The 12,278-nt window shown below is 38.6% G+C and carries 8 protein-coding genes and 2 rRNA genes; 5 read left to right on the top strand and 5 right to left on the bottom strand.

All coding sequences use genetic code 11. The annotated features are described in order from the left end of the window. Nucleotides 1-21: 21 nt before the first annotated feature. Genes AC0LWJ_RS09885 through AC0LWJ_RS09865 form a run of 5 tightly spaced genes read left to right on the top strand, consistent with a single transcriptional unit; the run spans nt 22 to nt 3,808 of the window. Nucleotides 22-486, top strand: a complete 465-nt coding sequence (locus AC0LWJ_RS09885) for a CPBP family intramembrane glutamic endopeptidase (protein ID WP_503031435.1) — start codon at nt 22-24, stop codon at nt 484-486. Further along, complete coding sequence (locus tag AC0LWJ_RS09880) at nt 483-1,244, top strand: CPBP family glutamic-type intramembrane protease (protein ID WP_474239668.1); 762 nt, start codon at nt 483-485, stop codon at nt 1,242-1,244. The genes AC0LWJ_RS09885 and AC0LWJ_RS09880 overlap by 4 nt, the downstream gene beginning before the upstream one ends. Then, nucleotides 1,244-2,149 (top strand): ABC transporter ATP-binding protein, encoded by a 906-nt coding sequence (locus AC0LWJ_RS09875; RefSeq protein ID WP_474239666.1) that lies wholly within the window; start codon nt 1,244-1,246, stop codon nt 2,147-2,149. The genes AC0LWJ_RS09880 and AC0LWJ_RS09875 overlap by 1 nt, the downstream gene beginning before the upstream one ends. Continuing rightward, nucleotides 2,139-2,945: an ABC transporter permease gene (locus AC0LWJ_RS09870; protein WP_474239664.1), complete on the top strand. Its 807-nt coding sequence runs from the start codon at nt 2,139-2,141 to the stop codon at nt 2,943-2,945. Before AC0LWJ_RS09875 ends, AC0LWJ_RS09870 begins: the two co-directional genes overlap by 11 nt. 14 nt (nt 2,946-2,959) lie before the next feature. Beyond that, nucleotides 2,960-3,808: a class I SAM-dependent methyltransferase gene (locus AC0LWJ_RS09865; RefSeq protein ID WP_284679889.1), complete on the top strand. Its 849-nt coding sequence runs from the start codon at nt 2,960-2,962 to the stop codon at nt 3,806-3,808. Nucleotides 3,809-3,826: 18 nt separating this feature from the next. Here AC0LWJ_RS09865 and AC0LWJ_RS09860 read toward each other — a convergent pair whose 3' ends face one another. From AC0LWJ_RS09860 to AC0LWJ_RS09840, 5 genes are all read right to left on the bottom strand, one after another. Next, nucleotides 3,827-7,216 (bottom strand): ribonucleotide reductase barrel domain-containing protein, encoded by a 3,390-nt coding sequence (locus AC0LWJ_RS09860; protein WP_474239662.1) that lies wholly within the window; start codon nt 7,214-7,216, stop codon nt 3,827-3,829. 28 nt (nt 7,217-7,244) lie between these two features. After that, nucleotides 7,245-8,639, bottom strand: a complete 1,395-nt coding sequence (locus tag AC0LWJ_RS09855; protein ID WP_474239660.1) for an aspartate aminotransferase family protein — start codon at nt 8,637-8,639, stop codon at nt 7,245-7,247. 62 nt (nt 8,640-8,701) lie between these two features. Beyond that, nucleotides 8,702-8,875 carry a DUF896 domain-containing protein gene (locus AC0LWJ_RS09850; RefSeq protein ID WP_474239719.1) on the bottom strand — a complete coding sequence of 58 codons (174 nt, stop codon included), beginning with the start codon at nt 8,873-8,875 and terminating at the stop codon, nt 8,702-8,704. A 103-nt stretch (nt 8,876-8,978) separates the two neighbouring features. Then, nucleotides 8,979-9,087 (bottom strand): 5S ribosomal RNA (rrf, locus tag AC0LWJ_RS09845). 267 nt (nt 9,088-9,354) lie between these two features. Next, nucleotides 9,355-12,231: ribosomal RNA gene (locus tag AC0LWJ_RS09840) — 23S ribosomal RNA — on the bottom strand. Between the last annotated feature and the right edge of the window lie 47 nt (nt 12,232-12,278).

Here is a 12,278-nt window from a genome sequence, read left to right as displayed (position 1 = left end):
GTTTGGCTTGTTGCCCGGGGTATGATAAAGATAACCCTTCCAAAATCTTATTATTGGTATATAATAGCAATAATAGTTGCTCCAATGCTTATTTTTTTAGAATATATGACCGGCTATATATGTATCATACTTTCTGGGAATACCCCAAGAGGAATCTCTGTAAACAAATATTGGCAAAGGCAGAACATCATAATAACAGTTTTTACAATTTTAATTGCCTTATTCGAGGAATTAATTTTTCGAAAAATTTGGTTTGACATTCTCAGCAGCTCCTTTAGATTCTCTATATTAGCAACAATCCTTTTGACTAGTTTGATTTACGGCTTAAATCATTTGTATTTTGGCATATATACAGTATTACAAAAAATTATATCTGGTGCCTTATTGGGAACTTTATTTTGCCTCAGCGGCGGTTCTGTTGCTATAAGTTTTATTGCACATGGACTTGAAAATTTACTAATATCTGTAATAGGAGGTGAACAATGATTTTTACTCTTTCTATTCAAACTTATATCTTAATTATAATAGCATTTTTATTAGAAATTGTGTGGAGTGGAGGTTTTAAATTTTTGTATACAAATCCAAGATTCACAAACAAATTTACTTTGTATGTATCTTCATTATTAAACATAAATCCGGCTGTTGTCTCATCGTCGCTTTTAACATTTTATTATCTTACAGCAGCCCTTACAGGAAGCATTCTTATAAGCCTTTACTCAGGGTGTAATGTAATTTCCCTTTTTTTAATAAATGGAAATTATAAAGTTATACCTATAACTCTTTTAGGAGCTTTTGCTTCTTTTTCTCTTACATCTTTGGGATTTTCTATGCTTTATATAATCTTCCCACATATCGATATTGTGGAAGAAATAAATAAAATACGTTGGATTTCCGGTATAAAAAGATTACCTAAAAATATTGCCGTCATTGTACCTGCATTAAGCGCATGTGCAGAAGAACTTTTTTTCAGGGGTGTACTTCTTAATGCTTTGATAAAAAATGGTTTCAGTTTTTGGTTATCTTTAACAATTGTTACAATACTTTTTGTGTATGGTCAGGTAATTCTTACAGATACAAAAATACAGGCTCTTGTAATATCTATATCATCTTTTGTAATATCTATAATTGGAGGACTACTTTTTATTACAACAGGAAGCATAATTTCATCAATGATTGTTCATGCTTCTTTTGCCGGTTTTTATACACAATCAAATAATAAAAAAGAAGGTAAGGTGATGATTTAATGATTATCGAAGTAAAAAACCTAACAAAAAGTTATGAAGGAAAAAAAGCTGTTGATGATGTGTCATTTAATATTGAAGAAGGCGAAATTTTTGGCATTATAGGACCGAACGGTGCAGGAAAGACAACCATTTTAGAGTGCATAGAGGGTTTAAGAATCCCCGATTCAGGTAGTATAAGGGTTCTTAATTTTAATCCTCTCAAAGATAGAAAAAAAATGTACGAATATATAGGTGTACAATTACAAGAAACAACCTATCCTGATAGATTAAAGGTATGGGAAATATGCAGATTATTCTCTTCATTTTATAAAAACCCTGTTTCTTATAATGACTTGCTGCGTCAATTTGATTTGGAGGAAAAGAAAAACAGTTACATTTCAAAGCTATCAGGGGGGCAAAAGCAAAAGCTTTCTATTATCTTGGCTTTAATACCAAATCCAAAGATTGTTTTCCTTGATGAATTAACAACAGGACTTGACCCACAGGCAAGGCGTTCCATGTGGGGCTATATAAAAGAATTAAAAGAAAAAGGACTAACAATATGCTTAACAACCCATTACATGGAAGAAGCCGAATACCTATGTGATAGAGTAGCAATTATCAATGAAGGAAAAATTGCTGCAATTGATACAGTTGATAAACTGATAAATTTAATAGATTCAGGCGTAAAAATAATTTTTACATGTGAAGAAATAGATATAAACAAACTTGAAAATCTTATCTTCATTAAGAAGGTAGAAAAATACAATAATGAAATTCACGTATATTGTGAAAATAAAGATAATTTGACAGATTTAATAAATTTTCTTCAAAATGAAGGAATTAAATTTTCAAACCTTAAGACAATCAATCCTGGTCTTGAAGATGTTTTTCTTAAAATAACAGGTTATAAAATTGAAAAATAATACAAAAAGAAAGGAGATGAACCCTGATTTCAAAATTGAAATCAGACATATTATGAAAGCAATGTATGAGATAACAAAGATTGAATTTAAATTATTTTTAAGATTGTTTCCTGCCGTATTCTTCTCATTCTTTTTTCCTTCTTTAATGCTTCTGATGTTTGGAGGCATATATGGAAATACTCCTAGCAATATGTTTGGAGGACATGGTGTTGTTGATGTATCATTTCCCGCTTATACCGCAATGATCATTGCCGTAACAGGAATTATGACGCTTCCCCTTTCTGTTTGCGGCTATAGGGAACAAAAGATTTTAAAGCGGTATGAAGCTACACCTATCAGCCCATGGCATGTACTTGCATCACAGATTATAATAAATATTATAATGACAATTTGCGGTATGATTTTATTATTTCTGGTAGGAAAAATCGTTTTTAACCTGCACTTTTTAGGCGCTTTATTCCCTACAATAATCGCACTATTATTATCAATATTCAGTATATTTTCTATTGGTATTTTAATAGCAAGCCTGTCTCCAAATATAAAAACGGCGCAAATAATTGCAAATATCATATATTTCCCAATGATATTTTTAACAGGTGCTACGATACCGCTTGAAATTTTTCCTAAGATTATGATTAAAATATCAAAATTTATACCCCTTACATATTCAGTAGATTTGCTGAAAGGGGTTTGGCTCGGGGGAAAATTATCAGATTATACAAATGATATATTGATTCTTCTTATAATAATGACAATATCCTTGCTTATATCAATATTTACATTTAGATGGGAATAAGGAGGCAAAGCAATGTGAAAAAAAACATATCCGAAACCGCTTATTGGGTAGCAATTTATCGTGCTATTGAAAACATAAAACCTGACGCAATATTTCATGACCCTTTTGCATCATTATTAGCAGGGAATAGGGGCAAAAAAATGCTTCAAAAAATGCCCCATGCCCTATCTTCAGGTTGGTCTATGATTGTAAGAACATATATAATTGATAATATCATCTCTGCTTCTATTAAAGAATATAGTATTGATGTTGTAATAAATATTGGTTCAGGACTTGATACACGTCCTTTTCGCCTTGAAATACCTAAAAATATCTGCTGGATTGAAATAGACCTGCCTGATATTATATCTTACAAAAAAGAAAAATTAAAAAAATATAAACCATCTTGTCACTTAGACTATATAAGTATGGATATATCAGATGGAGCAAAGCTTAAAACCTTCATTGAAAAAATAGGCAATAATTTCGAATGTGCCATTATATTAACAGAAGGTCTACTAGTTTATTTAACAGAAAATGAAGTAATCTCATTAACAAAAATCCTTTATAATTGTCCATCTGTAAAATATTGGGTATTGGATATCTTATCAAAAGATATTCTTAAAAAGCTTCAAAACCTTTGGAATGATAAATTATCCTTAATAGATGCGACAATGAAATTCGCTCCTAAAAATCCAAAGGACTTTTTTAATAGGTATTGCTGGAAAAATATAAAATTCTACTCAATATTAGACGAAGCAAAAAAACTTAACCGTGATATGCCTGGTGCCGCCAAATGGCGTCGATATGAAAAATATATGACAAATGAACAGATCGAATATTTGCGAAATCTGGCATGTGTGCTTCTTCTTGAAAAAATTTGATATTCCAGGTTTTAACGGTTAAAGGCATTTTGAATACCCACAATTTTTGCATACGATACATCCTTCTTCGTGTTGAATTTTACTGCCACATTCAGGACATAAGAATATACCTTCGTCAATTGTTGCTTCTTCATCCTCATTTATATTTAGCTTCATTTTTGACCTGTCTTGATCTGTCAGGGCAGGTTCTGCAATTCTTAACTTTATTACCTTCTCAATGACCTTTGCTATCGCATCAGGACATGATAAGACCTTTATATCTTTATTATTTGCCATTTGCCTTAAGGTGGAATGACACCTTATACCTTTTAATTGTTCAACGATAATTTTTGGATCCATTCCAGCCCGTAAAGCTATTGATATAAGCCTGCTTGTTGCTTCAGACTGAGATGGGCACCCTCCAGCTCTTCCAAGATTTGTGAATACCTCGCATATGCCTTCATCATCATAGTTTACTGTTATATATAGGTTCCCACAGCCAATCTTTACCTTTTCAGTAATACCCTTAGTAACCGAAGGTCGTTGCCTTGGCACTATATTTTTCCTCAATTCTTCACTTCCCTCTTCTTTTTTCTTAATACCTACATTGAGGACTTGAGAATCACGGCTTTTATCCCTATATATTGTTACACCCTTGCATCCAAGCTTATATGCAAGCTCATAGACCTCTTTTACCTCATCAACCGTTGCATCATGTCTGAAATTAACCGTTTTTGATACAGCATTATCCACATGTTTTTGAAATACTGATTGCATTTTTATATGCCATAGAGGAGCTATGTCAAAGGCGGTGACAAAAACCCTCTTTATATCTTCCGGTATCCCATCTATACCTTTTAGTGTCCCTTTCTCAGCTATTTCTTTCATTAAAGCCTCGGAGTAAAAACCTCTTTTTAAAGCAACTTCTTTAAATACCGGATTTATCTCAATAAGCTTAGTATTATCAAGTACATTTCTTGTGATACAAAGAGCAAATAAAGGTTCTATACCGCTTGTAGTACCCGCAATAATAGATATAGTGCCTGTTGGTGCTATCGTAGTTGTTGTGGCATTTCTAAGTTTTAATCCCTTCTCTTTGTAAATACTTTTATCATAATATTTAAATACCCCCCTTTTCTCTGCAATTTCTTTTGAAGCTTTCTTTGATGTATTGTCGATAAATTCCATTAGATTGTCCGCAAATTCAGCGGCTTCTGCTGAATTATATGGTATACCCATTTTAAAGAGCATATCTGCAAATCCCATTACTCCAAGTCCAATTTTTCTCGTCCCTTTTGTCATTTCTTCTATCTGAGGCAGAGGATATTTATTTGCATCTATGACATTGTCAAGAAAATGTACAGCATAACATACTGTTTCATGCAATTTGTCATAATCAACAATATATTCGCCATTTTCTTCTTTAAGCATATTGACAAGATTTATCGAACCGAGATTGCAGGATTCATACGGTAAAAGTGGTTGTTCGCCACAATTATGTGTATAAATTCCATTTGCATCAAATGCATTTATACCAGGTACCTGTACATCATATACATCTTCAATGCCATCATCTTCTATGGCTGATACATTTGCAATAAATCTTTCATTCCTCGCTCCCTTTTTATATGATGATAGTAGTATATTTAATTTTTCCATCTTGCTGGAATCACCAAAGCCAATCCTTTCAGCAAAAAGCGCCATATTATCTTCACTAATAACAAGCTCATGCTGTGGTTTAATCCTATATTCCTTTTTGCCTCCTCTCCCGTCAGGCATAAGCTTAATATGTGCACTGCGCCTTTCAGTATAAATCCTACTTACAATACCAAGCCGAAGCAGCATTCGCTGTACCGACTGTAAAAGTTCAAGATTACTTTGAGCCAAACGAATGCTTGCACCTTTTTGCGGATTGCCCTGTACTGATGCATCGCAATCAAATAGTCCCCTTAAAAAACCCTTGTAACCTTCTGAAGAAGCTTTTTCAATTGCAGGTGTTACTGTCTTATAACCAGGACGCATTCCCATTCTTTCCGCTAAATCTCTTAAGCTGGATAGCTTAAGGCGAAATTCATTACGTCCTTTAACTTCTGACCAACCCGAAAAGTCAACACGGTGCGGTAATGCTTTTGCATAACTTAGAGCCAACTCCATGACAGAGCTCATACCATTAACTTCATTCAAACTTCCGACTGCCTTATCTTTTATCCAGACAGAAAGAACAGCATTATCCCTCTTCAACACGCCATCTCCAACAAGTAGGCCTAAAAGATAACCTTCACCTTCTGTTAATTCGCCAGGCCAATTATATAAAGACCGATGGTTGTGTAAAGCTATTTTATCGCCTGGCTTTAGTTCTTTCGCTGGGATCCACTCATGTAAAATACTGGAGTTACTACTGTCAATAACCCTCAAAATTTTATGATCTGGAGTAAGACGTAGATTAAAGCCTTCACGTGTTTGTAATCTCACTACAGGCTTTTTACCTGTTTTAAAAAATCCTTCTTCAGTCGTATTGTAAAATTTCCCATTAACCACTGCGGCAAAGGGCTTATCTACTAACTCTTTTACCTGATGCGGTCCTTTGGAAGTAGTTATCCAGGTATCCCCTGTGACACATGGGTTAGTTGCTTCAATCTCTCCAACATCAGGTGTCGGATTTTTTTCATTTATCCTATCAAGAAAAATAATACCGGGTTCACCGTTTCTCCATGCCATCTCAACAATAAGATCGAAAACTTCTCTTGCATTAAGCTTATTTACAACACTTTTTGTATGTGGATCTACGAGATTGTATTCCTTGTCCTCTCTAACAGCCCTCATAAAATCTTCCGTCAAACCAACACTAATATTAAAATTAGTCAACTCCTGAATATTTTTCTTACATTGTATGAACTCGATTATATCAGGATGGTCAATTCTGAGTATTCCCATATTTGCGCCCCGACGCCTGCCGCCTTGTTTAACTGCTTCAGTCGCAGAATTAAACACCTTCATAAAACTTACGGGACCTGATGCAACCCCTCCCGTTGACCTAACTGTTGCTCCTTTACGTCTTAATCTTGAAAAACTGAAACCTGTTCCGCCTCCTGATTTATGTATAATAGCCGCAAATTTAACTGCGTCAAATATCTCTTCCATTGAATCTCCTACAGGAAGAACAAAACAAGCTGATAATTGTCCAAGGGGTCTTCCTGCATTCATCAAAGTAGGAGAATTCGGCAAAAATTCAAGGTTTATCATCATATCATAGAATTTTTGTTTAAGTGAGTCTATATCCGCATCTTTATCGTATATACGATCTATTTCAGCAATGGTTTTTGATACCCTTTCAAACAATTCTTCAACTGTTTCTACAGGATTACCATTTTCATCTTTGGCAAGGTATCTCCTTTCAAGAACCTCCCTTGCATTATCCGTAATTCTCATATAAATACCTCCATACCTAAATTTACCGTCATCTTTTAAATAGTGAACCAAGGACTGTTTTTGCACTGGATAATGTGATTCCAAGAAGACTTCCGCTTTTTGTCAATATTTCGTCAAGTGCAGCTACTACTTTGTCTATCTGTTCCTTTGTAACAATTAAAGGCGGTTCTAATCTAATAACATTTGGATTATTTAATGTATATGCGGTAATTATATGATGTTTATTAGAAAGCTCGCCGGCAACTAATGAACCGAGATATTCATTTGAAAGTTTTGAAACAGCACCACCTGATATTTTATTTAAAAATCCTCCTTCAGGTTGATTAAATTCAACCCCAATCATCAATCCTCTTCCTCTGATATCTTTTATTAGCTTATGTTTTTCTTTTAATCTATATAAATGATTTAAAAAGTATTCACCCTTTTCAGCTGCCTCTTCTGCAAGCTTTTTTTCTATTATAGACTGTATTGCTGTAATTCCTGCTGCACAGGCAAAAGCATTCCCTCCAAATGTAGATGTATGTAAAAGGCACCTGTCCATAGTACCATAACCACGCTTCCATATCTCATCAGTCGTTATATATGCACCTATCGGCATTACTCCTCCACCTAAGGATTTAGCAAGGCACATTATATCCGGTACAACATCATCATGCTCACATGCAAACATTTTTCCTGTCCTGCCAAGTCCTGTTTGAACCTCATCAAATATAAGGAATGCATCATATTTTGTACAAAGCTCTCTTACCTTTTTAAGATAACCTTCAGGAGGTAGATTTATTCCACCTTCACCCTGTATCGGTTCCACAATAAATGCTGCAACATCTTTGTTTTTTAAAATTTCCTCAAGTTTTCCTTCATCACCAAATGGAACAGATATAGCATCCGGTATAAGGGGTTTAAAATATTTTTGATATTTTTCTCTTCCTGTTACAGAAAGAGCTCCTGCTGATTTACCATGAAATGAATTTTTGCAATAAACTATTTTATGTTTTCCGGAAGCAATTTTTGCAAGTTTTAAAGCACCTTCAACAGCTTCCGCTCCACTATTGCAAAAAAAACTCCTCTGTAAATTACCTGGTGTTATCATCGATAAATTCCGTGCCAGAACCCCCGTCAAATTACCAACTGCTGCCTGTAAAATACTCGGCATATCCCTTACCTTTTCTATAGCTTCAAAGATTTCATCTGGATTATGCCCAAGGTTTAATGCACCATATCCCCCTAAGAAATCATAGTATTCATTACCGTCACTATCCCAAACAGATACCCCTTTTGCCCTCACAAAAAGCTTATCAAATTGCAGCATTGAAAGCATTGATACAAAATTGGCATTTATAAAATTTTTATAATTATCCCTAACCTGGTCTCTATTTAATTTTAAGGCATCATCCACTGTCATATACTTCATGCTTTTATCCATTTTTCTAACCCCTCTTTTATTTTTAGTATTATTTTTCTTGTGAACCGATAACATCCATTTATTTATTCATCAATAAATTCTATACTATCAAGTTTTTGTTTGACCCTTGAACGTATTTCTTTTACATACTCTTTTCTTAATACCAGCTGCTCATGTATTTCTTCCTCAGTTAGACCTTCTTTTTTCGATTTATGGTATAGCTCATTGATCCTGATTATCATTTCCTTTGTTATCATATCTTCACCCCATGGTTTGTTTAATAATTCTATTATAAGACTTTTTTTAAAAAAATAAAAGAGATAGTCCATTTAAAACAGACTACCTCTTTATGTAAATTTTATCCGGCAGCGTCCTACTCTCCCGCTTACGCAGTACCATCGGCGCTGGAGGGCTTCACTTCCGTGTTCGGTATGGGAACGGGTTTTTAACCTCCGCTATTGCCACCGGAAATCTTTCGTTCATTCGCTTTGCATATTATTCTGAAAAAATCTTATCAACGCTCACAAATTTCGCTTTCTATATATCATCGTTTCATTCCGCTTGTTTGGCTAACGCCGTCTATGCGCTGTGACGGCTTTCGCTTTCGCTCATACGCCAAACTACGCTACATTCATCGTGATATATCACGAAAGCTTCATTAATCGTTCGCTTTTGATAGATTTTTTCTCCATATATGCTTTCATATATGAACTTTGATAACTGCACAATGCTTTTTGTGGTCAAGTCCTCGACTTATTAGTACCGGTCAGCTGAAAGTATTTCTACTCTTACACCTCCGGCCTATCTACCTCGTCTTCTTCAAGGTGTCTTATCCTTTTCAGGTGGGAAATCTTATCTTGAGGTGGGTTTCACGCTTAGATGCTTTCAGCGTTTATCCCTTCCAAACTTGGCTACCCAGCTGTGCATCTGGCGATGCAACTGGTACACCATCGGTTCGTCAATCCCGGTCCTCTCGTACTAAGGACTGATCCTCTCAAATTTCCTGCGCCCGCGACGGATAGGGACCGAACTGTCTCACGACGTTCTGAACCCAGCTCGCGTACCGCTTTAATGGGCGAACAGCCCAACCCTTGGGACCTACTTCAGCCCCAGGATGCGATGAGCCGACATCGAGGTGCCAAACCTCCCCGTCGATGTGGACTCTTGGGGGAGATCAGCCTGTTATCCCCAGGGTAGCTTTTATCCGTTGAGCGACGGCAATCCCATTCTCTACCGCCGGATCACTAAGCCCGACTTTCGTCCCTGCTCGTCTTGTTGGACTCACAGTTAGGCTACCTTCTGCCTTTGCACTCTCTCGCGCGATTTCCAACCGCGCTGAGGTAACCTTTGGGCGCCTCCGTTACTCTTTTGGAGGCGACCGCCCCAGTCAAACTGCCCGCCTGTCAGTGTCCATATGCCGGCTTACGGCTTATATGTTAGAATTTCGGTAATCTCGGGGTGGTATCCCAACGTCGGCTCCGGTAAGGCTTGCGCCCTACTTTCTCCGCCTCCCACCTATCCTGTACGGAAATTACTAAAATCCAGTGACAAGCTGCAGTAAAGCTCCATGGGGTCTTTCTGTCCTGTCGCGGGTAACTCGCATCTTCACGAGTACTACAATTTCACCGGGTCCCCCATCAAGACAGCGCCCAAGTCGTTACGCCTTTCGTGCGGGTCGGAACTTACCCGACAAGGAATTTCGCTACCTTAGGACCGTTATAGTTACGGCCGCCGTTTACTGGGGCTTAAGTTCTGTGCTTCTCTTCTCAGATAACACTTCCCCTTAACCTTCCAGCACCGGGCAGGCGTCAGCTCCTATACTTCGTCTTTCGACTTAGCAGAAACCTGTGTTTTTGGTAAACAGTCGCTTGGGCCTCTTCTCTGCGGCCTTTCGGCACTCCTTCTCCCTAAGTTACGGAGTCATTTTGCCGAGTTCCTTAATGAGGGTTCTCCCGCTCGTCTTTGGATTCTCTCCTCGCCTACCTGTGTCGGTTTGCGGTACGGGCACCTCTAACCTCGATAGCGGCTTTTCTTGGCAGCCCCTTTGAGTCTTCGCCTTTCGGCTCCCCATCACAGCTCTTATGAGTTTGGGGTCTTCCCTCCATACTCTTTTCGTCGCTGCTTGGACGTGCTCTACCAACCGCACGCTCCTCTTATCTCGCTGCGTCCCCGCTTCTCTTTTACGGTCTTTGGTGGTACCGGATTCATTACCGGTTGTCCATCGCCTACGCTTTCGCCTCGGCTTAGGTCCCGACTTACCCTGGGCGGATTACCCTTCCCCAGGAATCCTTAGGCTTTCGACGGTAAGGTTTCTCTCCTTACTCTCGTTACTTATACCGGCATTCTCTCTACTGTACTGTCCAGCTTCGCTTCCGCTTGGCCTTCTTCCTGTACAGTACGCTCCCCTACCATCTCTTGATCCGAAGCTTCGGTGGCATGTTTTAGCCCCGTTTATTTTCGGCGCAGGACTTCTCGACCAGTGAGCTATTACGCACTCTTTGAATGTATGGCTGCTTCTAAGCCAACATCCTGGTTGTCTTGGATATCCTACTTCCTTTCCCACTTAACTTGCTCTTTGGGACCTTAGCTGTCGGTCTGGGCTGTTTCCCTTTTGACTACGGATCTTATCATTCGCAGTCTGACTCCCAGGTCTTGATATGGCATTCGGAGTTTGATAGGGTTCGGTAGCCTTTCTGGCCCCTTTCCCATTCAGTGCTCTACCTCCATATCTTCTACCCTGAGGCTAGCCCTAAAGCTATTTCGGGGAGAACCAGCTATCTCCGTGCTCGATTGGAATTTCTCCGCTACCCACAATTCATCCCATGACTTTTCAACGTCAACGTGGTTCGGGCCTCCACCAGATCTTACTCCGGCTTCACCCTGATCATGGGTAGGTCGCACGGTTTCGGGTCTATGGCATGCAACTTCCGCCCTCTTTAGACTCGCTTTCGCTTCGGCTCCGCTCTCGCTTAACCTTGCTGCATACCTATAACTCGCCGGTCCGTTCTACAAAAAGTACGCGGTCGTCTGCTTTCGCTTGACTTCCACTGCTTGTGGACATATGGTTTCAGGTTCTGTTTCACTCCCCTCCCGGGGTTCTTTTCACCTTTCCCTCACGGTACTATGCGCTATCGGTCACTTAGTAGTATTTAGCCTTGGGAGATGGTCCTCCCGTCTTCCCACCGGGTTGCCTATCCTGTGGTACTCTGGATCCCACTCGGGTATCTTCCTTTCGCCTACGGGGCTTTCACCTTCTTTGGCAGGCCTTCCCAGGTCCTTTCGGCTTCGTTTGATACTCCTTTTTGTGGTCCTAAACCCCGGTATCTATGATACCGGTTTGGGCTCCTCCCTTTTCGCTCGCCACTACTCAGGGAATCGATTGTTTTCTTTCTTTTCCTCGCGTTACTTAGATGTTTCAGTTCACGCGGTTTCCCTTCTGCTGACTATTTATTCATCGGCAGATGCTTAAGTATTGCCTTAAGCGGGTTTCCCCATTCGGATATCTCCGGATCTCGGTCTGCTTGCGACTCCCCGGAGCGTTTCGCCGCTGGCTGCGTCCTTCTTCGGCTCTAAGTGCCTATGGCATCCTCCATACGCCCTTTGTAACTTGACCTATTCTCCTAACTTGTATTTTTTGCAATGTTTTACGTAAATATTATT

This window comes from Aceticella sp. 75b-Ac (genome assembly GCF_056032965.2).
Note: the sequence above shows the minus strand (reverse complement) of the source record. Positions and strands in the feature narration are given on the sequence as shown.

Bases quoted from the DNA above. Each gene is read 5' to 3' on its own strand.
- AC0LWJ_RS09860 (WP_474239662.1), bottom strand. From the start codon at position 7,216: ATGAGAATTACGGATAATGCAAGGGAGGTTCTTGAAAGGAGATACCTT.
- AC0LWJ_RS09850 (WP_474239719.1), bottom strand. From the start codon at position 8,875: ATGATAACAAAGGAAATGATAATCAGGATCAATGAGCTATACCATAAA.
- AC0LWJ_RS09875 (WP_474239666.1), top strand. From the start codon at position 1,244: ATGATTATCGAAGTAAAAAACCTAACAAAAAGTTATGAAGGAAAAAAA.
- AC0LWJ_RS09880 (WP_474239668.1), top strand. From the start codon at position 483: ATGATTTTTACTCTTTCTATTCAAACTTATATCTTAATTATAATAGCA.
- AC0LWJ_RS09855 (WP_474239660.1), bottom strand. From the start codon at position 8,639: ATGGATAAAAGCATGAAGTATATGACAGTGGATGATGCCTTAAAATTA.
- AC0LWJ_RS09885 (WP_503031435.1), top strand. From the start codon at position 22: ATGATAAAGATAACCCTTCCAAAATCTTATTATTGGTATATAATAGCA.